At 70.5% G+C, this 21,140-nt stretch carries 24 protein-coding genes; 8 read left to right on the top strand and 16 right to left on the bottom strand.

Going from position 1 to position 21,140, the window contains the following annotated elements:
* Positions 1 to 35 precede the first annotated feature (35 nt).
* The gene (locus QSK37_RS17740; RefSeq protein ID WP_285622183.1) at positions 36 to 491 is read left to right on the top strand and encodes a YbhB/YbcL family Raf kinase inhibitor-like protein; all 456 of its coding nucleotides are present in this window, start codon (positions 36 to 38) and stop codon (positions 489 to 491) included.
* A gap of 71 nt (positions 492 to 562) precedes the next feature.
* Here the strand turns inward: QSK37_RS17740 and QSK37_RS17745 are convergent, their stop codons facing one another.
* The 4 genes from QSK37_RS17745 to QSK37_RS17760 all read right to left on the bottom strand — a co-directional run bounded on the left by QSK37_RS17745 (position 563) and on the right by QSK37_RS17760 (position 2,864).
* Entirely contained in the window at positions 563 to 1,141 is a 579-nt protein-coding gene (locus QSK37_RS17745; protein ID WP_285623518.1) for an SDR family NAD(P)-dependent oxidoreductase, read from the bottom strand.
* Between the two features lie 144 nt (positions 1,142 to 1,285).
* On the bottom strand, positions 1,286 to 1,513 hold the full coding sequence (locus QSK37_RS17750; RefSeq protein ID WP_285622186.1) for an ANTAR domain-containing protein: 228 nt from the start codon (positions 1,511 to 1,513) through the stop codon (positions 1,286 to 1,288).
* Positions 1,510 to 2,172 carry a helix-turn-helix transcriptional regulator gene (locus QSK37_RS17755; protein ID WP_285622188.1) on the bottom strand — a complete coding sequence of 221 codons (663 nt, stop codon included), beginning with the start codon at positions 2,170 to 2,172 and terminating at the stop codon, positions 1,510 to 1,512. The genes QSK37_RS17750 and QSK37_RS17755 overlap by 4 nt, the downstream gene beginning before the upstream one ends.
* A gap of 89 nt (positions 2,173 to 2,261) precedes the next feature.
* On the bottom strand, positions 2,262 to 2,864 hold the full coding sequence (locus QSK37_RS17760) for a TetR/AcrR family transcriptional regulator (RefSeq protein ID WP_285623521.1): 603 nt from the start codon (positions 2,862 to 2,864) through the stop codon (positions 2,262 to 2,264).
* A 102-nt stretch (positions 2,865 to 2,966) separates the two neighbouring features.
* Here QSK37_RS17760 and QSK37_RS17765 point away from each other — a divergent pair, with 102 nt between their 5' ends.
* Entirely contained in the window at positions 2,967 to 4,343 is a 1,377-nt protein-coding gene (locus tag QSK37_RS17765; protein ID WP_285622190.1) for a carboxypeptidase regulatory-like domain-containing protein, read from the top strand.
* Between the two features lie 65 nt (positions 4,344 to 4,408).
* Here QSK37_RS17765 and QSK37_RS17770 read toward each other — a convergent pair whose 3' ends face one another.
* Positions 4,409 to 5,392, bottom strand: a complete 984-nt coding sequence (locus tag QSK37_RS17770; protein ID WP_285622194.1) for an aldo/keto reductase — start codon at positions 5,390 to 5,392, stop codon at positions 4,409 to 4,411.
* Between the two features lie 192 nt (positions 5,393 to 5,584).
* Here QSK37_RS17770 and QSK37_RS17775 point away from each other — a divergent pair, with 192 nt between their 5' ends.
* Positions 5,585 to 6,508 (top strand): helix-turn-helix transcriptional regulator, encoded by a 924-nt coding sequence (locus tag QSK37_RS17775; protein ID WP_285622197.1) that lies wholly within the window; start codon positions 5,585 to 5,587, stop codon positions 6,506 to 6,508.
* On the opposite strand, the gene QSK37_RS17780 is transcribed toward QSK37_RS17775, so the two are convergent.
* The 3 genes from QSK37_RS17780 to QSK37_RS17790 form a co-directional block, all read right to left on the bottom strand.
* Complete coding sequence (locus tag QSK37_RS17780; protein ID WP_285622200.1) at positions 6,509 to 7,777, bottom strand: RNA polymerase sigma factor; 1,269 nt, start codon at positions 7,775 to 7,777, stop codon at positions 6,509 to 6,511.
* Entirely contained in the window at positions 7,770 to 8,171 is a 402-nt protein-coding gene (locus QSK37_RS17785) for a YciI family protein (RefSeq protein WP_285622204.1), read from the bottom strand. The genes QSK37_RS17780 and QSK37_RS17785 overlap by 8 nt, the downstream gene beginning before the upstream one ends.
* 107 nt (positions 8,172 to 8,278) lie before the next feature.
* Positions 8,279 to 8,950: a winged helix-turn-helix transcriptional regulator gene (locus QSK37_RS17790; RefSeq protein ID WP_285622207.1), complete on the bottom strand. Its 672-nt coding sequence runs from the start codon at positions 8,948 to 8,950 to the stop codon at positions 8,279 to 8,281.
* Positions 8,951 to 9,066: 116 nt separating this feature from the next.
* On the opposite strand from QSK37_RS17790, the gene QSK37_RS17795 reads away from it, so the two are divergent.
* The 3 genes from QSK37_RS17795 (at position 9,067) to QSK37_RS17805 (ending at position 11,231) form a co-directional block, all read left to right on the top strand.
* Complete coding sequence (locus QSK37_RS17795) at positions 9,067 to 9,963, top strand: SDR family oxidoreductase (RefSeq protein ID WP_285622209.1); 897 nt, start codon at positions 9,067 to 9,069, stop codon at positions 9,961 to 9,963.
* Between the two features lie 74 nt (positions 9,964 to 10,037).
* Positions 10,038 to 10,493, top strand: a complete 456-nt coding sequence (locus tag QSK37_RS17800) for an SgcJ/EcaC family oxidoreductase (RefSeq protein ID WP_285622211.1) — start codon at positions 10,038 to 10,040, stop codon at positions 10,491 to 10,493.
* 45 nt (positions 10,494 to 10,538) lie between these two features.
* The gene (locus QSK37_RS17805; RefSeq protein WP_285623523.1) at positions 10,539 to 11,231 is read left to right on the top strand and encodes an SDR family oxidoreductase; all 693 of its coding nucleotides are present in this window, start codon (positions 10,539 to 10,541) and stop codon (positions 11,229 to 11,231) included.
* 290 nt (positions 11,232 to 11,521) lie between these two features.
* Here the strand turns inward: QSK37_RS17805 and QSK37_RS17810 are convergent, their stop codons facing one another.
* The 3 genes from QSK37_RS17810 to QSK37_RS51745 form a co-directional block, all read right to left on the bottom strand.
* Entirely contained in the window at positions 11,522 to 12,526 is a 1,005-nt protein-coding gene (locus QSK37_RS17810) for an aminoglycoside phosphotransferase family protein (RefSeq protein ID WP_285622213.1), read from the bottom strand.
* Between the two features lie 173 nt (positions 12,527 to 12,699).
* A complete protein-coding gene (locus QSK37_RS17815) occupies positions 12,700 to 13,638 on the bottom strand; it encodes an SDR family oxidoreductase (protein ID WP_285622215.1) in 939 nt (312 codons plus the stop codon).
* A 320-nt stretch (positions 13,639 to 13,958) separates the two neighbouring features.
* Positions 13,959 to 14,225, bottom strand: coding sequence for a universal stress protein (locus QSK37_RS51745; RefSeq protein ID WP_432705580.1), 267 nt, complete (start codon positions 14,223 to 14,225; stop codon positions 13,959 to 13,961).
* A 708-nt stretch (positions 14,226 to 14,933) separates the two neighbouring features.
* On the opposite strand from QSK37_RS51745, the gene QSK37_RS17820 reads away from it, so the two are divergent.
* Positions 14,934 to 15,185: a DUF1876 domain-containing protein gene (locus QSK37_RS17820; protein WP_285622217.1), complete on the top strand. Its 252-nt coding sequence runs from the start codon at positions 14,934 to 14,936 to the stop codon at positions 15,183 to 15,185.
* A gap of 128 nt (positions 15,186 to 15,313) precedes the next feature.
* Here the strand turns inward: QSK37_RS17820 and QSK37_RS17825 are convergent, their stop codons facing one another.
* Together QSK37_RS17825 and QSK37_RS17830 are read right to left on the bottom strand one after the other, a co-directional pair.
* Positions 15,314 to 16,066: an alpha/beta fold hydrolase gene (locus QSK37_RS17825; protein ID WP_285622220.1), complete on the bottom strand. Its 753-nt coding sequence runs from the start codon at positions 16,064 to 16,066 to the stop codon at positions 15,314 to 15,316.
* A gap of 5 nt (positions 16,067 to 16,071) precedes the next feature.
* Positions 16,072 to 16,440, bottom strand: coding sequence for a DUF1330 domain-containing protein (locus QSK37_RS17830; protein WP_285622222.1), 369 nt, complete (start codon positions 16,438 to 16,440; stop codon positions 16,072 to 16,074).
* 86 nt (positions 16,441 to 16,526) lie between these two features.
* Here QSK37_RS17830 and QSK37_RS17835 point away from each other — a divergent pair, with 86 nt between their 5' ends.
* Entirely contained in the window at positions 16,527 to 17,141 is a 615-nt protein-coding gene (locus QSK37_RS17835; RefSeq protein ID WP_285622224.1) for a TetR/AcrR family transcriptional regulator, read from the top strand.
* A 217-nt stretch (positions 17,142 to 17,358) separates the two neighbouring features.
* Here QSK37_RS17835 and QSK37_RS17840 read toward each other — a convergent pair whose 3' ends face one another.
* From QSK37_RS17840 to QSK37_RS17850, 3 genes are read right to left on the bottom strand one after another with little or no spacing between them, the layout of a single operon-like run.
* The gene (locus QSK37_RS17840) at positions 17,359 to 19,059 is read right to left on the bottom strand and encodes a PucR family transcriptional regulator (RefSeq protein ID WP_285622228.1); all 1,701 of its coding nucleotides are present in this window, start codon (positions 19,057 to 19,059) and stop codon (positions 17,359 to 17,361) included.
* 49 nt (positions 19,060 to 19,108) lie between these two features.
* Positions 19,109 to 20,215, bottom strand: coding sequence for an o-succinylbenzoate synthase (menC, locus tag QSK37_RS17845; RefSeq protein WP_285622230.1), 1,107 nt, complete (start codon positions 20,213 to 20,215; stop codon positions 19,109 to 19,111).
* Entirely contained in the window at positions 20,212 to 21,084 is an 873-nt protein-coding gene (locus QSK37_RS17850; protein ID WP_285622232.1) for a GNAT family N-acetyltransferase, read from the bottom strand. The genes menC and QSK37_RS17850 overlap by 4 nt, the downstream gene beginning before the upstream one ends.
* Positions 21,085 to 21,140 lie beyond the last annotated feature (56 nt).

Here is a 21,140-nt window from a genome sequence, read left to right on the forward strand (position 1 = left end):
CGGTACGGCGACGACCTCACCTTCGAGGACATCAGATGACGACGCAGATGGAGCTACGGAGCGCGGCGTTCGACGATCACACGCGCATACCGAGGGAGTACTCGCACCAGGCCGGGGACGTCCCTCCCCCGCTGGAGTGGTCCGGAGTTCCCGATGAGGCGGTCGAGCTGGTGCTGGTCTGCGAGGACCCGGACGCTCCGACCGGTACGTTCACCCACTGGCTCCTGGCCGGGATCCCCGCGGAGACCGAGGGCGTCGGGCCGGGCGAACAGCCGACGGAGGCCGTGGCTGGACGCAACGACTACGGCAGCGCCGGGTACGGCGGCCCGCACCCGCCGGCGGGCGACGAACCGCACCGGTACTTCTTCCGCCTCCTGGCCCTGTCCGAACCGTCGGACCTGGCACCCGGCTTCTCCGCCGCGGACCTGGACGAGGCCGTCGAGGAGAAGGTCATGGCGACCGGCACCCTCGTCGGCACCTACGGCCGCTGACCCACGAACCGTGGCCGGACGGGGCGCCCGATCAGTGCGTCGTCGTCGCGGTCCGGCACTCGTGGGCGCGCTCACTCGTCGCCGGCCGATCCGGGTTCGGTCAGGCGGGCCTGGGCCTTGGCCTTGGCGGTCTCGGGCAGCACCTTCGCCGCCGCGGCCTGCGCCCGATTCTTCAGCGAACCCGCGACGACGTGGTCCTTGCCGGCCATGAGCGCCGCGAAGCCTTGGCGCGCGACCTCGGCGGCGTCGTCCTTGTTCTCCATCGCGCCGAGTTTCGTGTCCTCCATGCCGGCCCGCTCGAAGAAGCCGGTGTCGGTCGGGTCGGGCATCAGCGCGGTCACCGTCACTCCGCTCTCCCGGAGCTCGTGGCGGATCGCCTCGGCGAAGGAGTAGAGGAACGCCTTCGAGGCGGCGTAGGTCGCGTAGTAGGGCCCCGGCATCGTCGCGGCGATCGAGGAGGTGATCAGGACCCGGCCACTCCCCTGCTCGACCATGTGCGGGAGCACGAGCCGGATCAGGTGCACCGCCGAGGTGACGTTGAGGTTCACGAGCCGGAGTTCCGCCGCGAGATCGTTGCCCGCGAGCCGGACGCGCCGGTCACGAGCGCCAGCGGCCTGTCGTGCCTGGTCATATCCTTCTCCTCTGCGGATATCGAGTCGCGTCCTACGCGCTCCGCCGTCGCGGTCGGCGCTCGGCCCGGTCTCTGATCACGGACGGCGCATGACGCATTCGGCCGCGTTTCCCCTGGTCAAAGCCTATGTTTCAGGGCTCTCGGTGGGGCCGGCAGGCGCACGTCACAGCACACGGTCGCTGTGCGGGTTCTCCACCAGGGTCCGGGCGAGCTCGGCGAGTTTCACGTTCCGGTGCTGGGAGGCCCGGGCCAGCGCTTCGAAGGCCCCGTCCGCCGTCAGGCCGCGCTGGGCCATGATGATGCCGGTGACCTGGCCGATGACGGTGCGGGTCCACAGAGCCTTGCGGAGGCTGACGATGGTGCGGTTCGCCTCCGTGAGGGCGTGGCTCATCCGCACGGCGGTCTCGATGGCGGCTCGGACGAGCGAACCGTAGGCGTTCGGCGCGGAGCGTTCGCCGGCCCGGATCGGGTGCCGGCCGCCCTCCCGTACCACGGCGATGACGCACGTACCGCTCTCGTCTCGCGTGGTCGAACGCCGCGGCACGAGCAGCACGGCTCGGTCTCCAGAGGGAACCGCGAACCAGAGGGAGACTCGCCGTAGACGGCGCGGTGGCGGGCGGCGAACGCGCTCGGGCGGGCGAAGCCCCAGCGCGCGGCCACACGGGGAACCGTCGTCTCTCCCCGTACGGCGGCCCGCGGTTCGGCGCGTGCGCAGTCGAGACGGACCCGCCGCAGGTAGGCCATCGGCGTCGTGTCCAGGTGTCTGCGGAAGGCCGGCTGCACCGCCCGCGCGGACACGTGGGCGGCCTCGGCGATGTCCGTGGCGGAGATGTCCCGCCCGGCGTTGGCCTCGACGAACGCGATCGCCCGGCGCAGCGTACGCGGGTGGGCGTCGCGCCGATCGGCGTCGGATCGCCCGGCGAGCGCGGTGTTGGGAAAGGCGTTCAGGACCGACGCGGCGAGGTGGCGCGACGCCGTGGAGACGACCAGCGGGTTGCCGCTGACCGCCGGACGGCGAGGACGTCCGACGACGACGGCCGCGTGTCCCACGGTCCGCATCCTCTCGCTGGGCCTTCCGACGTACTCGACCATCCTTTCGCCGGGCGCCGGCATCCGCCAGCGGCGATGGAGCGGAGCCGTCAGGACGCGGGGCGGGAGAGGCCGGCGGCCATGTGGTCGAACGCCTCGTCGATGAGCGCCTGAAGGCCCTTGATCCCCGTTTCCGGCGCCCAGGTCATGAAGGCCACGCGGAAGACCGACCCTGTCGTCGCCGCGAGCAGCCGCGGGTAGAGGCTGCCCGGCGGGCAGCCGATGCGATCGGTGAGGGTGTCGGTGAGCCGCTCCTCGAGGCGGAAGACGGCGTGCAGGATCTTCGTCCTCAGCTCGGGATACACGCCGAACAACTCCTTGCGTGCACGCCAGCCGGTCTGTACGGCGAAGCCGGGCATGGTGTCGTCCATCGCCCGGCGCAGGGCGGTGAGCGGTGGTTCGTGTGACGGCCGCGCGGCGAGTCTGGCGGCGAGTTCGTCGGTGAGGCCCTGGTCCCAGGCGAAGAGTGCCGCCTCCTTGCTCTCGAAGTAGTTGAAGAAGGTCCGGCGCGAGACGCGGGCGGCGTCGCAGATGTCGTTCACCGTGACCGCCGAGGGGCCGTGTTCCAGGAAGAGCCTGATCGCGGCGGCGCGCAGGGCCTCGCGAGTCTCGGCCTTCTTGCGTTCACGGAGTCCTGTGGATGCGCCCGGCACGTTGATCAAGTCCTCTCCCCACCGCGGACGCCCAGCGTACTCATCTCCGATTTTGCACACCTGCAATCTTGCACTCGTGCATCTTTCGCTAGGCTGCGCCGTATGGCATCTGCGCACGCGAAGAAGAAACGTCCCGGTGAGATCGCGCGGACCCTCGCGATGGGGCTCTGGCTCCCCGCGCTGTTCCTGGCCGGGCTGCTCTTCTCCTTCCTGCCGGCCTTCCACCACCCGACGCCGCACCACGTCGAAGTGGCGGTCGCCGCTCCCCCGGCCACGACGGCGCAGCTGCAGACCCGGCTCGACGCCGTCCTCCCGGACGGTTTCACCCTCCAGCCGGTCGACTCCGTCGCCGAGGCCCGCACCGCCGTCCTGGACCACGACGCGATGGCGGCGTTCGCGCCGGGACCGCGCCACTCGCAGCTGTACGGCGCCAAGGCGGACGGCGTCGCCATGGAGTCGATCATTCGTGAGGTCTTCACCGCCGCGGCCCAGCGGCCCGGCGCCACCGTCGCCTTCCACGAGCTGGTCTCGACGAGGGCGGGAGACAGCCTGGGCAGCAGCCCCCTGTACCTCCTGATGGCCTGCACGCTTCCCGCCTACTTCCTGGTGGTCGCCATGCAGCGGGCGGTCGGCTTCAGCCGTCGCGCGCACGTGGCCACCATGGTCGGCGGCGGCGCCGTCGCCGCCCTCGCCTGTTACCTCACCGGCGCGTACGGGATGGACGCGATCCCGGCGCATCCGCTCGCCCTGCTGTACCTGTTCCTGCTGACGCAGGCCGTGTCACTGACGTCCTACGGACTCGTGTCCTTCCTCGGTCCGTTCTTCCCCGGGGCCTCCGTCACGCTGTTCATCCTGCTCAGCGTGCCGTCCAGCGGCTGCACCGTCCCCGTCGGACTGCTCTCGGCCTTCTTCCGCGTCCTCCACCCCGTCCTGCCGATGGGCAATGCCGCCGACGCCCTGCGCGCCGTCGGCTACTTCGACGACCGGCAGCTGGGCCGGCCCACCGCGGTGCTCTGCGCCTGGATCGCGGCGGGCGCCGCGCTCATCGTGCTCGGGTACGTCAAGCAGCTGCGACGGCTCGTACGCGACGCGCAGGCGGGCCTGGCGGGATACGTTCCCGCGCCTCCCGCGGAGGACCCCACCGTGGAGCTCCCCGAGCCGGTCGCCCTCCCCCCGCATCGGCACCGCTTCGGCGAGCAGCCACCGATCCTGACCGGGCGGGTCAGCGGCCCGGTCGGAGAACCACTGCCGGGCGTCACCATCACGGTCACCGACGCGCACGGCCGCCAGCTCCTCCATTCCCGTACGGACCAGAACGGCGAGTACGCGGCCACGGGCTTCCACGAGGGTCTCGCCGTCGTCGTCGCGGGAGCGCCCGGCCGGCAGCCGGTCGCCACACGCCTGCTGCTCAGCCCGGCCACCCCCGTGAACCAGGACTTCGTTCTGACGGCGTCTCAGCCCGAGGTGTGGTCGAAGTGACGCTTGGAGGTGATGCGGTAGCGGTCGCAGTCCGGGCATCGGGGCCGCGGGCAACTCCAGTCCGGTCAGCGAGGGCGTTCGATCATGCGCATCTGGGCCTCGTTGTGGTGCTCGCCGGCCGCGGGTGTCAGGTCGTCCAGCGCGGCGATCTGCTCGGCGGTGAGCTCCACGAGGTCGGCGGCGAGGTTCTCCTCCAGTCGGGAGACGCGCTTGGTCCCCGGGATGGGCACGATGTCCTCGCCCCGGGTGAGGAGCCAGGCCAGCGCGACCTGCCCGGGGGTCGCACCGACCTGGGCCGCGACGGCTTTGACCTCTTCGACGCTGCGCAGGTTGTGTCGGAGGTTCTCGCCGGCGAAGCGCGGGTTGCTCTTGCGGTTGTCGTCGGCGTCGAACTGGTCGGTGGAGCCGATGGTCCCGGTGAGCAGGCCACGGCCGAGCGGCGAGTAGGCGACGAAGCCGATGCCGAGCTCGCGCAGCAGCGGCAGCACCTGCGGTTCGGCATCGCGGGTCCACAGGGAGTATTCGGACTGCAGCGCGGTGATCGGATGGACCGCGTGCGCGCGGCGGATGGTCGCCGGCCCCGCCTCGGAGAGCCCGATGTGGCGGATCTTGCCTTCGGCGATGAGCTCGGCGAGCGTGCCGATGGTGTCCTCGATGGGGGTGTCGGGGTCGACGCGGTGCTGGTAGTACAGGTCGATGTGGTCGGTGCCGAGGCGGTGCAGCGATCCCTCGACGGCGGTGCGGATGCCGGCGGGGCTGCTGTCGAGCCGCCCGGGGCCGCGGCCGGTGTGGGAGATCATGCCGAACTTCGTGGCGAGCACGACCTGGTCGCGGTGGCCCTTCAGCGCGCGGCCGACGAGTTCCTCGTTGGTGTACGGACCGTAGACCTCGGCGGTGTCGATGAGCGTGACGCCCAGGTCGAGGGCCCGGTGAATGGTCCGGATCGACTCGGCGTCGTCGCTGCCGGCGCCGGTGTAGGCGAAGCTCATGCCCATCGTGCCGAGGCCGATGCGGGCGACGTCCAGGTCGCCGAGCTTGACGTGCTTCATTGTCCTTCTCCGTTCAAGGTGATTCGTCGCGGACCCTCACGTGTCGTGGCACCGCCGATTCGCCAGGGGGCGACCCGCTGACATCAACCCTGCACGTCGCGTCGGCCGGGTGACAGACCGGGACGTTCCAGGGTGTGACAGGGCCCCTCACGACGCCGCTGAGCACGTCGGACCTGGTGTAACACTGAGGACATGGCAGGTGAGAAGAACACCGGTGGCGGAACCGAGCTCGGGCGGTTCCTCCGGGCCCGCCGCGAAGAGATCACCCCCGACCGGGTCGGCCTCACCGTCGGCCCCGGCCTGCGCCGCACCCCCGGCCTGCGCCGCGAGGAACTCGCCACACTCGCCGGAGTCAGCGTCGACTACTACACCCGCCTCGAACGCGGCCGCGAGACCCATCCGAGCCCGGTCGTCGTCGACGCCCTCGCCCGCGCGCTACGCCTCAGCGAAACCGAGCACGAGCACCTGCTCGAACTCGCCGTCCGCGCGGCGCGCCACCTCCCCGATCCACCGGCCGCGCCCAGCCGCGCCGTCAGACCCGGTCTCAAGCTCCTGCTGGAGAGCCTGCGGCCCCACCCCGCGATGATCCTCAGCCGTACCATGGACATCCTGGCCGCCAACCCCGCCGGACTGCGGCTGTACGCCGGCCTGGAGGACTGGCCCGCCCGGCATCGCAACCTGGCCCGGTACGTCTTTCTTCATCCCGCTGCCCGCGCCCTGTTCGGCGACGTTTGGACCAGTCAGGTCCGCGGCTGCGTCGCCCGCCTGCGAGCCCTCGCCGGCACCGACCCCGACGCTCCCGACCTCGCGGCCCTCGTCGGCGAACTGCTCCTGAAGAGCCCCGACTTCGCCCGGCTCTGGGAACGTTACGACGTACGACCCCACGCCTCGGCGACCAAGGCCTTCCATCACCCCGACGTCGGCGACCTGACCCTCGGATACCAGAGCATGCTGCTGGAGGGCACCCCCGGCCAGCGCCTCAGCGCCTACCACGCCCAGCCGGGCGGCCCCGACCACGACGCCATGGTCCTGCTCGACCTCACCGGCACGCCGGGGTGGGACTCGGGCCGGACCGGATCGACCGTCGGCTCCGGCAAGGAGAACGGCTCCGAGTGATCAGCCTCCGTCACCGCTCCGGTCGGCGGTCAGCGTCTCCAGCCGCCGCTCGAGCTCGGCGCGCTCCACGCCGTTCGCGGAGAGCGCGATCGCTCGTGCGTAGGCCCGCGTGGCGCCCGTCAGGTCACCGGCGCGCCTGAGCAACTCGGCGTGCGTGGCGTGCAACGGCTGATAGCGATCGAGCGCCGGATCGTCGAGCAGCGGCCCGAGGAATTCCAGACCGGTTTCGGCCCCGTAGGCGAACCCGACCGCGGTGGCATGGTTCAGCCCGACCACCGGAGAGGGGTTGAGCCGGCCGAGCTCGCCGTACAGCTCCGCGATCTGCGCCCAGTCCGTCGCGTCGGCGTCGGATGCCTGGATGTGCAGTGCGGTGATCGCCGCCTCGAGCTGGTACCGGCCGGGGGGCGCGGACCGCACGGCGCGTTCCAGCGCGCCGAGTCCCTCCCTGATCCGGTCTCGATCCCACCAGGCCCGGTCCTGATCCCGCAGCGAGACGTAGCGCCCGTGTCCGTCCACCCGGGCGGCGCGACGCGCGTCGTGCAGCAGCATCAACGCGAGGAGCCCCCACGCGTCGGTGTCGCCGGGCATCAGCTCGCACAGGAGACGCCCGAGGCGGATCGCCTCGTCGCAGAGCTCCGCCCGTACGAGACGATCGCCCTCGCTGGCGGAATAGCCCTCATTGAAGATCAGGTAGACCACGCGGAGCACACCCCGGACACGGCCGGGGAGCTCCTCTCCGGCGGGCACCCGGTACGGGATGTGGGCATCGGCGATCTTGCGCTTGGCCCGGACGATGCGCTTCCCCATCGTGGGCTCGGCGACCAGGAAGGCCCGCGCGATCTCACCCGTCGTCAGACCACCGAGCGTGCGCAGCGTCAGCGCGACCCGGGCCGGCATGTCCAGCGCGGGATGGCAGCAGGTGAAGATCAACCTCAGCCGGTCATCGGCGATCGCACTCGCTTCGCCCATCGGAGCATGCTCCTGTTGGTCCAGGCGCAGCAGCGCGGCCAGCCGCTCGGCCCGATCGGAGATCGACCGGGCGCGGCGCAGCAGATCGATCGCCCGCCGCCGGGCGGTGACCGTGATCCACGCTCCAGGGTTGTCCGGGATCCCATCTCGCCGCCAGGTCGTGAGCGCGGCCTCGAACGCCTCCTGCACGGCGTCCTCGGCGACCTGGAAGTCACCGACGTACCTGATCAAGGTCGCCAGGACGGCCGCCCGCTCATCGCGGAACACGCGGACGACCGTCGTGGCGGCCAGGTCAGCCATTGCCGGTTCCGGCCCGCTTCCGGCCCCCGGCGTCCGGTCCGGGCGCCGGGACCTCACGCGCGCTCATGACCGGCCGGACCTCGACCGAGCCCCGGCGCGCCGTCGGCATTCGCGCCGCGTGGTGCAACGCCTCGTCGAGGTCGGCGCAGTTCAGCACGTAGTAGCCGGCGAGGAACTCCTTGGTCACCGCGAAGGGCCCGTCGGTGAGCTCGGTCTCCCCGCCCCGCACGCGAACGGTGGTCGCGCTCGCCACCGGATGGAGGGGACCGTTGGCGACGAGCAGCCCGGCCTTCCGCAGGCTCTCCGTCACCGCCAGCCACTCCGACATGTCCGCCCACCTGTCCTGCTCGTCCTCGGTCTCCGGGGCGTACAGCAACACCATGTACTCCGGCATCTCGCCTCCTCGGTTTCGCCGTCGTATGGCCCTCTTCACCGATACGACGCAGGGCGGCACGGAATTTGGACGGCTCTCCCGTGAATCGTGTGGTCAGGGCCGTTCGGTCACGCCGACGGCGTCTCGGCCGTTTCCGGGCGCGGGAAGGAGTCGAACAGCCACTCGACCGCGTGCACGTCGCCGGACACGGTGAGGTCTCCGGCGCGTACGGCCTCCTCCAGGTCACGTCTTCGGGTCAGTACGGCCGCGAACGTCCTGGTGTCGGTGGCGATCGTCGCGTCCGGAGCGGAGGGCTCGCCGCGACTGATGCCGATGTCACCGTCGGCGATCCGCACGGTGACCTGGTCGTCGCCGAAGACGAGCCCGTAGGTCGCGGACCGGCCGTCGCCCTTCTCCGGGGCGAAGTCCCCCTGAAGGGCCAGCATGAGAGCGTCCACGCTGGTGTCCGCGTCGAGGTCGCGGAACGGTGAGAGCCTGCCCCAGCGGCCGAGGTGGACGAGGACCGGTTGAAGCTGCCGCCCCCACTCCGTGAGCTCGTACACCCAGGACCGGGCGGGCGGACCGAGCTTGCGGCGACGCACGATGCCGGCCTCTTCGAGTTCACGTAGTCGCTGCGACACGCGGTTCGGGCCGGCGTTCGGCAGGCCGCTGCGCAGGTCGCTGAAGCGCTTGGGCCCCAGGAGCAGCTCCCGTACGACCAGGAGGGCCCAGCGCTCGCCGACCAGGTCGAGGGCATGCGCGGCGGCGCAGGCGTCGCCGTAGGTTCGCGGGCTTCCCACGTCCTCGAGTCTAACCGACGGTACGTTCCGATACGGAGCTGGATGGTATCGAAGTTGTACTAACTAGTTCCGGCAAAGTACTCTCCGCCTGGTTCTCCGAACAGGAAGAAGGAGCGATGATCCTCATCACAGGAGCGAACGGACGTCCCGGATCTGCCGTCGTTCGGGAGTTCGCACGGCAGGGCGCACCGGTCCGCGCGCTCGTACGGGATCCGAAGAAGGCGGACCGTCTACGGGCACTGCCGGGCGTCGACGTCCGGACCGGCGACATGCTCTGGCCCGAGACGCTGGAATCCGCGTTGGCCGGGGTGGACCGCGTACTGATGATCAGCAGCGCCGGTCCGCAGATGCTGGAAACCCAGTGCACGTTCATCGACGCGGCTGCCCGGGCCGGTGTCGGTCACATCGTGAAGTTCTCCGGCAAGGACTCGATCGACGGGTTCGACCCCGAGCGGTTCCGCTCGTCCCGGAGCCACGAGCAGATCCAGCGTTACCTGGTCGCCTCCGGTACGCCGTGGACCGTGCTGCGGCCAAGCCAGTTCATGCAGGTGTACTTCGAGGAGGTGCCGGACATCGTCCGCTCCGGCGAGCTTCGCCTGCCGCTCGGTGACACGACGCTCGCCCCGATCGACGTCGAGGACATCGCCAAAGTCGCCTACGCCGTGCTCACCACCCCCGGTCACGAAGGCAGGACGTACACGATGACCGGTCCTGAGGCCCTCACCATGACCGACGTCGCCGGCCGCATCTCCGATGCCATCGGCAAGCCGGTCCGCTACCGCGACGTGACCCCCGAGGAGAAGCGGCGGGACTGGATCGAGGCCGGATACCCGCCGGCGCGAGCGAGCGCGTTCACGCAACTCTTCCAGGAGCGGACCCGGCTGGGTCGCTCGACCGTCGACCTCACCGCCCACGAGCGCTTCGGCATCGAACCGACCACCTTCGCGGAGTTCGCCCGTCGCAACGCCGACACCTTCCGCGGCGCCTCCGACTACGTCGTCACCCCCGCCTGAGCGGGCGCTCGAGGTCCAAATCAGCACGTCCGCCGCGTCGGTCCAGCAAAGGCCACCGAGACAAAGGGGATGAGATGAGTTCGTATCTGCGGGAACGGGCGGATGCGGGGGACAGCGACTCGGCCGTACCGGTCGAGGAGCGTGCGGTGCTCGCCGTGTTCGACGAGACGTCCAGCGCATGGGCGAAGGGCGACGCGAATGCGTTCGCCAGGCGGTACGGAGAGAACGCCAGCGTGATCCTGCCCGGGGTTCACCTGCGGGGCAGGGCCGCCGTACGAACCGGCATGGCCGAGGCCTTCGCCCTCCCGCTGAAGGGATCCACGCGCCTTCACCGGGCCGAGAACGTCCGGTTCCTCAACGCCGACACGGCGATCGTGATCACCCGGAGCGCGACCGTGTTCTCCGGCGAGTCGGAGCCTCCTGCCGACCGATGGGAGCTGGCGACATGGGCGCTCTCCCGAGGAGCCGACGGATGGCTCGTCGAGGCCTACCACAGTTGCCCGGCCGGAGCCGCTCCGCCGGAAGCGTGACCGGCAGGAAACCGGACTTACCCAGGGAGAACGAATTCGATGAAGATGGCTGGAAGTACGGCATTCGTCACTGGCGCCAATCGCGGATTGGGCCGGCGTTTCGCGGAACAGCTCGTGGCACGCGGCGCCACCGTGTACGGCGGCGTCCGGAACGTCGCGTCACTCGATGTGCCGGGGGTGATTCCCGTCGCGATCGATGTCACGGACGCCGCGTCCGTGGCCGCCGCGGCGGAGAGGGCGTCGGGCGTGTCGCTGCTGATCAACAACGCGGGTTCCTACACGGGCGCGTCGGTGTCCGACGGTTCCCTGCAGGACATTCGCCTGGAGATGGAGACCCACTATTTCGGCACGCTGACCGTGAGCCGCGCCTTCGCCCCGCAACTGGCCGACAGCGGAGGCGGCACGATCCTCAACGTGTTGTCCGTGCTGTCATGGGTGACCTATCCGGGTTACAGCGGCTACGCCGCGGCCAAGTCGGCGCAGTGGTCGCTCACCAATGCGCTGCGGCTCGAACTCGCGGCTCAGGGCACGAGCGTCGCCGCCCTGCACGTCGGATACATGGACACCGACATGGTCGCGTCCGTCGACGCTCCCAAGAGCGATCCCGCGGCGATCGCCGCCCTGTCCCTCGACGCTCTCGAGGAGGGCTCCATCGAAATCATCGCCGACGAAGACGCCCGCCGGGTCCGGGCGAACCTGGCCGGCGGAGCCGCCCGGCTCTATCCGGCGGCCGGATAGAACTCATCGGCGAGTCTCCGTCCGAATGGTCCCGTCCGGTCTTCCGGACGGGACCAGGGGATCGCGCGCGTCGGGCGATGGGCGGTCCGGCTCATCCGGGACGGAGACGGTCCACTGACCGCCGCTCGTCCGGACTCGGTCGCCACGACGGCCCCAACGACGTCGCGCAGTGTCGAGGTGCCGCGCCCTCGTGGACGGCGACGTGGACGCCGTGCGTGCCACCGCTGGACCGGGAGACCGTCTTCGAGCCGACCCGCCCTCGTCAGGCATTGGTCTGGTGCGGACGCGCCTCACGGCGGGCTCACCAGGGTGTCCAGCCGATCAATGCGGCTGATGACGTGGCCGAAGTAGTAGTCCGGTTCGCGTGGCACTCCCGGATCGGCCTTGCCTTCTGTGCGGCGCACCCACCGCTCGACCCACCAGAGGGCGGAACCCAGCAGGGTCACCGGTTCCCACCAGTTGACGCGTTCGATGATGGGGGCCAGTCGCGAGCGGCTGTCCATGCCGTGCCGGTACCCGTCCCAGAACGCCCGGCGCTGGGACGGCGTGAGCGCGTTCTGGTCGAACGTGTACGCCAGCTCGTCGGCGGGGTCTCCGAGCCGCGTGTACTCCCAGTCGATCAGGCAGGGGCCGGGGCTCCAGAGCACGTTTCCCGGAGCGATGTCACCGTGCAGCAACGAGAGGGTCTCGCCGGAATCCCAGGAGGCCGCGAAGCTCTCCGCCAGCGAGCCGGCGGCGCTCCGCAACCGTTCCTGGAGCGTTTCAGGCAGTGGGTCACGAGCCCAGACGAGGGTCGACAGGATCGCCCGAAGCCGGTCACCGGCATACGACGCGATCGTGGTTCGCGCCCCCACCGACTCACCCAGGCCGTCGACGGGGCGCTCATGGACCCAGGCCACGAGCGAGGCGAGTCGCCGGATCTCCGTCAGGCCCACCGTCCGCAAATCCTCCCGGCGGCCGGGAAGGAACTGCATGCACATCGCCGGCGTAGCGAACCAATCGCTCGTGCGGCGGAAGTCGTACAACACAGGGGCTGCGACGCCACCCACGTGCTCAAGGACCGCGGCCTCGCGCTCAGCCTGAGCGGTCTCGGAGGCGTCGCCGCCGAAGGAGACTCTGACCACGACGTCCCGGATGCCATCTGATGCGTCGCGAAAGGAGACCCGGTGTACCGCGTGGCGGTTGCCGTCCTCGAACGGGGTCACGGCGGTGACGGCCTCGGCGGGCCGGCCCATCGCGTCTGACGCGTAAGCCCGCACCGCGGCGAGTTGAGCTTCGCTGGAGGATTCGGTCATCGGAACGGAGCCTTGGAACAGTCGTGATGGTCGCCGCGCTCGCGCCGGAGACCAGAGCCGACAGCAGGCTAATACTCCGGCCGGTGCGCCCGGAGACCATAGAGGTGGTCGTCCAGCGATCATGACCTGAACATGTGATCACCGATGCCCGATCGCGTGCACACCCCCGGCGGTCAGGCGGGGAACCGCACGCCGACCAGCCGCTCGGAAGCCTCCCAGAGCCTGCCGGCGTCGTCCATGCCGCGCAGCGGAGCCCACGGCTCCTGCCGCGCTGGAGCACCACCGAGGTCGCCGCGTCCCTTGGGGCCGTAGAACTGGCCGCCCTGCGCGTCCGGGCCGGTCGCGGCCAGCAGCGCGGGCAGGGCGGCGGTGTCGACCGTACCGACGAGGATGCCCATGCGGGAGAGCGCGCGGATCAGGCGGACGGAGCCGGTGTCCTTCTGCCGCCCCATGCCGGGCTGTGCGGACAGCAGGTTCGTGGGAGAGATGCCGGGGTGGGCGAGGTTGCTGGTGATGCCCCACCCGGCCGCCTTGCTGCGCGCGTCGAGCTCACGGGCGAACAGGCCGACAGCGATCTTGGACTGGCTGTAGGCCTTTCTCGCGTCGTAACCGTTCTCCCAGTTCAGGTCGTCCCAGTTGATCGCACCGCTGCGTGCGGCGACGCTCGTCTGGTGCGTGACCCGGGCCTTGCCCTCGCGAAGCAGCGGCAGCAGGCCCTGGGTGAGGGCGAAGTGACCGAGATGGTTGGTGCCGAACTGCAGCTCGAATCCGTCCTTGGTGACCTGGTGGCTGGGCGGCGTCATCACACCGGCGTTGTTGATGAGGATGTCGATCGGACGGCCTTCACTCACGAGCCGGTCCGCGAGGGCCGCCACCGAGTCGAGCGAGGACAGGTCGAGGGCCCGGGTGGTGATCTTCGCACCCGGGACGAGACCACGGATGCGGTCGGCGGCCTTCTCGCCCTTGACCGTGTTGCGAACCGGCATGATCACCTCGGCGCCCGCTTCGACGAGGCGGGTGGCGATGACGAACCCGATGCCGTCGCTCGCACCGGTGATGACGGCGAGCTTTCCGGACAGATCGGGGATGGCGATATCAATGCTGCGAGACATGAACGGTCTCCTTCATTCTGCGACGAATCCACTGCGGACCGGCGTGTGAGTCCATGCTCGAACCTCGCCGCCCGCGGATTCAGGGCCGCCCTGTCCACGGATCGCCGATCCACCTCTCGGCAGCGTCGGGCGCGCTCGGACGCATGACGGACGAGGAGACGTCGAGCGGGCTACGGACCGACACCGACCCGATCCCTTGCCACGATGCCGACCAACCGGCGCGCAGTGGTCTTCGACGCCGCCACACCGAGTCGGCACCGCGCGCCAGATGCTGAGCCTGTTCACCCATCGGCGTCGAACCCTGCCCGACGGCCGCGAACTCAACCGCCTGGACCTGCTCTGACGTTTCCTACCTCTCTTGCCTCGCTCTCCGCGCCGCGGGAGGGGACGACCGCGACGAGGCAACGGGCGTGGCGGATGAGGCCGTGGCCGACCGAGCCGAGCCGTAGAGCCGGTGTGGCCGCGGCGGCGACGACGGCGAGGTCCGCATCCACCGATGCCTCCACGAGCGCCGTGACCGGACGATCGCGAGGCGTGTTCTCCGCCACCGCGACGTCGGGATAACGCTCGCGCCGCGGCGGCGGCATGCCGAGGGGCCGTGGCGACGCTCGTTGGGTGCGTACGGCGAAGGCGGTCCCGACCTGCCCGGCGATCACCCCGAGCTCACTGCCGTGATCGGGATTCGCCCACCGGCCTCGCCAGGTCCCGGGCCGCCCCCGTCTCCCTCGACACGCGAAGACCTGCGAGGCGAACTCCCTCCGCCGGTATCACTCGGTTCAGGTAGTGGAGGTCGCCGTACCGGCATGGTCCCCGTTCGGCCTCAGCCCTTCCCTCGGCCTCTTTGTCGGAGCTCTCCTTCGCCGGAGGTTCACGGTCAAGCTCCCTCGCTCGTCTCGCAGGCCTCGTCCCACGCTTTCCCGCCTATTTCGGCCGCTCCAGGGGCGAACGTCCTCAACCAGCGGGAACCATGGCGACTCGGCGATCACCGCCCCCCTTCCTCACACAGGCCGGCGAGCCATGTGCCGTCTCCGTCGCGATCGGATGTGGCCGCCACCAGACGGAGGGACACCCGCACGGAGGACCATCGGCCCTGGCCACACCGGCTTCTCCGACGAAACGTGAGGGTGGGAGGGGCGAAGTCATGATGTTCGTTGATCGCGTTGATGCCGGACGGCGTCTGGGTGCTCGGCTGGGGCATCCGCGGCCCATTCCCAGCGCCGCAAGGTCGGACTGTGCGGGCAGCGGAACGTCGCCGCCGCCGAACGCGAGCGCGCTGAGAACGGAGATGTGATGCCATGAAGACCAAACAGTGGAGTGTGCAGATCGACATCGATGAGGACGGCAAGAACACCCATGTGCGTGCCGCGCTCACCACGATGGACGGCATGACGATCGAGGGAAGCGGCCACGCCCGGCGGAATCCGCGAGACCGTGCCGTACCGGAGATCGGCGACGAGCTGGCCGCGGGCCGGGCGCTCATCGATCTGGGCCACCGGCTCGTACAGCTCGCCAACGCCGAGGTCGCCCAATCCGTGGCAGGCCGGTGAACGACCGCGGGAATGGATGGTCAGCGCATGAAGAGGATGTTCGACGTCTCTGCACGCCCGCCGTTGCGAGGGCGATTGATACCGGTGGCGAGTAGCCCAACCTGATCAGGAATCCCGCCCCGGCGATCTCAGCGGAGCGTCGCCCAGAACGCACGCAGGACCGCGGCGCCGCGGGAGGGGTCTTCGGTCATCCACCAGTGGCCGAGTCCATGGAGGGTCTCTACTCGCGCCCCTGCCCGGCGGGCGGCGCGACGTCGTTGTTCCTCGGTCCCGACGGTGTGGTCGGCGGTGGCGAGGAGCGCGAGTCCCGGCCGCGCTGCCGCACGCTCCAGCTCCCAGCCGAGGCCGGGAATGCCCGATTTGACGGCAGACCGGTAGATCGCGAGCACGGCCCGGCCCATCGCCTCGTCCTGCCCGGCGGCGACGCGGGCGGCGACCTGCCGACACATGCCCCGTTCGACGAGCGTCGCGGTCCGTTCCTCGACGGTCCCGCCGAACCGTGCGGCGACGTCGGCCTCGCCGATGCCCGATGTCTGCCATCGGCGGGCGAGCTCGTGCCACTCGTAGTCGGGGTCGTAGATCCCGAGGACGTCGCTGACCCAGCTGCGGACGAGGTCCGGACGGCTCAGCACGACGTTCACCACATGGCCGCCGCCCAAGTCGTGGCCCACCAGGTCGACCGGTTCCCCGAATGCCGTCAGCTCACCAGCGAGCCAGTCCCGGTACTCGCGATGGGTGGCGCCGAAACCGGCGGGCAGCGGCGCCCCGAAGCCGGGCGGCGACAGACAGACCAGATCGGATCGGGACTGCTCCAGTTCGGCCAGCAGCGGGTCCCAGACCGCCGCCGTCTCCGGGTTCCCGTGGACGAAGATCGCGGGCATCGGGCTCAGACCGCGATCGGCGTGGTTGCCTGCAGGACCGACTCCACGAGCGCCTCGCTGCGCAGGTGGGAGACCGCGCGGTACTCGGGGTCCCGGATCATGTCGGCGAACGCCTGCCGGTTGGGGTAGCGCACCAGCACCACCATGTCCCAGGCCTGCCCGTCCTCGGCGACCAGCGCGCGCCCGCCGTCACCCAGGTACTCAACGGCCACGCCGTAGCGGGCGTTGACCGAGCCGCCGAGCGCCTCCGCGTAGCGCTGGTAGCTCTCGCGGCCGCCGTCTGGCCGGAACCGCAGCAGGTTGAGCATCACCACCGGGCCGCCGGGGTCCTCGGCAAGCAGGACATCCAGGTCACGGTCGTTGATCTCGATCATCGGAACCTCCAGGCAGTGGGAAAGTGACGCCCTCACTCTCACATACTTGTTGTTCAACACGCAAGTTTTGCCGCTATGCTGCAACCATGACCACAGCACGACGCACCCAGCGGGAACGCCGGGAGCAGGCCGAGGCCAAGCTGCTGACAGCTGCCGCCGAACTGGTCGTCGAACACGGCGTGCGCGCGCTGACGCTGGCCCGGGTCGGCGAACGGGCCGGCTACAGCCGCGGCATCGTCACGCACCACTTCGGCTCCAAGCAGGCGCTACTCGAACGCCTCTCCCGCGCCACGCAGGCCGGATTCGTGCCGGGCCTGGAAGGCCTGCCGGCCGGGCTGGACCGTCTCCTGCGGCTGATCGACGGCTACGTCGGCGCGCTCGGGCAGGTCGGCGTGTTCAACCGGGCCTTCCTGCTGCTGTGGGCCGAGGCCGCCACGGCGTCGGAGCTGGCACCGACCTTCCGCGAGCGGGACGACGCCTTCCGCGCCGACCTGCGCGACGACGTCCATGCCGGCATCGCGGACGGCACGATCCGCCCCGACCTCATCCCGGCCGAGGTCGCGGTCGCGGTCGTCGGGCAGCTCCGCGGGATCGGGCTACAGCGCCTGCTCGACCCGCAGGCCGTCGACACCGAAGGGCTCCGTCATGCCGTCACCGAACACTGGCGCCGGGCGCTGAGCACTCCGACCAGAATGGTTTGATCTTGGGGTCGTTCGGTCCGGCCATGAGGAACGGGGCGGACCGAACCTTTGCCTGCCGGTCCCGGCCCGCCGCGCTGATTACCCTGACCTAAGGCCGCGGGGGCAGGCTCCGCCCGAACACGCTTTCATCGGCATGAGCGGGTGTTCGTTCCGCCTGTCAGCCGACCGCGAAGCGACACGGTAAAGGTCTCGGAGGTGCCCGGACGGCGCCCGGATGTCAAGGGTCGGGCGGCGTGTCGACGCGGAGCACCTGCAGTTGCACCATCATGGCGAACCGCTGGTCGGGATCGCTGAGATCGCACTGCCCGACCTCGGCGACCCGTCGGAGCCGGTACCGGAACGTGTTCTGGTGGACGGCGACCGATTCGGAAGCCACGGCGACGTCACCGAACGCGTCCAGCCAGGCGCGGAGTGTCGGAATGAGACTGCCACGGTGCCGGCGGTCGTAGTCGATCAGCCGTGCCAACGCTCCCGTCGGCTCCTCGCCTCGGGCCGTGGTGAGGTCGCGCAGCTCCGAGATCAGCGCCTCGCCCTGCAGTTCGTCGAAACGGCCGATTCGCCGGTGGATGCGTCCGTCGCGGAGTACCCGCAGAACCCGGTCGACACAGGATCGGCTGTGGGCCACGTCGGACAGGTCGAGCGCCACCGGGCCCACCGCGGTGATCGGCGGCAGCCGGTCCCCCACCCGGTCCAGGAAGTCCTGGAGGATCCGCACCGCGCGTGTCTCGGCCTTCTCCGCGGCTCCGGTCATGGGCACCAGCCCATAGGCGACCGCGCCGATCGCCGCCGCCGTGGAACGGGGGTGGATCGCGGACAGGTGCAGGGCGAACGCGTCGCTGAGCAACTGCCGATCATGGACCACGGTCGCGCTGTCGGAGTGGTCGTAGCGCAGGCCTCGTTCGTCGAGAGCCACGCCCAGCACCAGCAGCGGCTGACTCGACAGACCGAGCCGTTCGAGCGCCTCACCCGCACCGACGCCGCCCTCCAGCGCGGTGCTCAGCAGGTCGGCCCGCATCCGCCGCTGCACGTCGGCGCCGGCACGGACCCTGAGCATGTGCAGGGCGACCAGCTTGGCCGACTCTCGCAGCGCCTCGTCGCGCTCGTCACTGAGACGGGCGGGTACCGCCGCCCAGATGGAGCCGAGCACCTCGTCACCCGCGCGTACGGAGATGGCGACGCGTGGCAGCGTGAAGCCGCCCATCCTGTCGGAGATGGGTTCGATGAAGACGGTCTGGTCGCTGCGGAGCAGATCCCGGAAGACTCCGCGCTCGTGCAGGACGCGCGCGTACCGCTCCGGCACCTGCCGGCCGAGGATGGTTTCGACGCGGGAAGGGTCGGCCTCGTCCTGGCGGCCGGAGAAGGCCAGCACGCGGGAGTTGCGGTCTTCGATCGTGACCGGTGCGTCGAGAAGCGCCGCGATCGCGTTGGCGACCGCGAACAGGTCACCCGCGGGCAGGCCGCCGAGCGACTCCTCCTCGGCGGCCCCCGCGCCCGTGCCCTGGGTGAGCAGGGAACGGAGCATCTCGCTGAGGTGGCCCCACGGGGCCCCGCGGCGCAGTCCGAGCACGGCGACCGACGCTTCGTCGGCGGCGGCCCGTACCTCGTCGGTGAGCGGGACCGGCGCACGGAGGACGAGCGCGGCCGCGTTCTGGTGCCCCAGTGTGCGCAGGAGCGCGGCGACGTGGCCGGGAGCCTCCACACCGACACCGAGCACCAGCGCGTGGGACGGCAGCACCGGCTGATCGAGCGGATCGTGGAAGACCACAGCGCTGATCTCTCCGGGACGGTCGGGGTCGCCGTGCGTGAGTTCGAGCAGAGTCGCGCCCAGATCGTCGACGACCCGTCCGAGATTCGCGCGGGGACGCGCGGTGCCGCCGTGCTGCACGGTCTCACGGTAGACGCGCCACACGACCGTCACCTAGTTGAATCCTCCGTATCCGACCATTTTTTTCGTCGTATTCGACCATTCATGCGGTGAGCCGCTCGGTCGCGGTCGTGACCTCGGCGAGCCGGTCCGGCACCGGCACCAGGCCGAGCCCGGGACCGGTGGGCACTTCGAGGTGACCACCGTCGAGCACGAACGGCTCGGTGATGTCCGATGCGTAGTACCGCCCGGACGCCGAGGTGTCGCCGGGCAACGTGAACCCGGGCATGGCGGCGAGCGCGACGTTGGCGGCCCGGCCGAGGCCGGTCTCCAGCATTCCGCCACACCACACCGGTACGCCGTGTGCCGCGCAGACGTCGTGGATCCGACGGGCCTCGAGGTATCCGCCGACCCGTCCGGGCTTGATGTTCACCACCTGGCAGGCGCCCAGCCGGATCGCGGCCGCGGCGTCGCGGGCCGAGGTGATGGACTCGTCCAGGCAGATCGGCGTCCGGATCTGCCGGGCCAGGTCCGCGTGGCCGAGCACGTCCTCCTCGTCGAGGGGTTGCTCGATCAACAGGAGGTCGAACGGGTCCAGCCGGGCCAGCTGTCGCGCGTCGCCCAGGGTGTAGGCCGTGTTGGCGTCCACCTGGAGCAGGAGGTCATCGCCGTACCGCTCGCGTACCGCGCGAACCGGCTCGACGTCCCAGCCGGGCTCGATCTTGAGCTTGATGCGGACGTAGCCCTCGGCGAGGTAGCCCTCGACCGCTTCGAGGAGCTCGGGGACGCTGTCCATGATCCCGACCGAGACACCGCACGGGACCCGTTCGCGCACGGCACCGAGCTCACGGCCGAACGAGCGGCCCTCGGCGCGTAGTTCGGCGTCCAGTACCGCCATCTCGAGCGCCGCCTTGGCCATGTGGTGGCCCTTGAACGGCGCGAGGATCCCGGCGACGGAGTGAGCCGCCGGCGGCCCGGCCGCCATCACCGCCGGCACGAGGAACCGGCGCAGCACGTCCGCCGCCGCGTCGACGTACTCGGAGGAGTAGCGGGGGCTGGTCATCGCCACGCACTCGCCCCAGCCCTCGGCATCCTCCGTGACCACGCGCACGAGCAGAATGTCGCGGGTGGTCTCGGTGCCGAACGAGGTGCGGAACGGCGCGACCAGTGGCATGGAGATCCGTCGCAGTTCGACGTCGGTGAGTTTCACGATTCCCTCCGTATGACGTACCAGCCGGTTCGGTCGAAGCCGTCGATGCGGCCGCCGCGGCCGGTCAGGCCGGTGAGCGCCTCGCGTACGGCGAGCCGCCAGCGCCGGGCCAGCTCGGGCTCGGCCGTACGGAGCGCCGCGATGTCCCGGGGCACGGCGACGAGTGAGATCGCGCCGTCGAGCCTGCCGGGCACCGGGCTGCCGTCCTCGGCGATGTCCAGTGCGAGTACGGCGCCCGCCCGCAGCTCGTCTTCGGCCACCGCACCGACGCGGCCCCCGAGGCTCGCGAGGGCCACCGCGTCATCGCGGAGTCGCCAGCGCAGCAGGAGCCGGTCGGTCTCCCCGTCGCTGTTGATGGCGTCGACCATCGGGCCATAGAAGTTCGGCAGGTACTCCACCGGTCGCGCGGCCAGCTTCACGAGGTTGAAGTAGGCGTTCCTGGCCACCAACGGGTCGAACGTCCAGGCGATCTCGGAGACGCCACGCAGCAACGCCCATGCCCGCTGGTGCAGTTTCAGCGCGAAGCCGACACTGCGGCCGGTGACGGCCGCCGAGACACCGGCGATGTGGCTGTGGAGGGTGCCGCCCGCCGGGGCGAAGAAACCCACGCAGGCGCCGACCAGGCGGTCGCCGTCGAATGCGCCGGCCACGTAGTTGCCGGCCTTGGTGAAGGCACGCAGCAGTTCGATGGTCACCGGCGGATTCGCGGAGCGGCCCCAGATGGTGGCGAACAGGCCGACCACACCGGTGAGCTCGGTGATGTCGGTGAGCTCGCGCACCGAGACGCCGGCCGCCCGGGCAGCGGCCTCCGCGGCCCGGGCCGCGTGGTCCAGCACCGGCTCCGCGTCCGCGACGCTGATATCGGTCACGGGGCCTCCTTCGTCGGCCCCGCGACCAAGGTGCTCTGCTTGTCGGTTCCCTCGCT

This window comes from Actinoallomurus iriomotensis, assembly GCF_030269445.1.
GTDB classification, from domain to species: Bacteria; Actinomycetota; Actinomycetes; order Streptosporangiales; family Streptosporangiaceae; genus Actinoallomurus; species Actinoallomurus iriomotensis.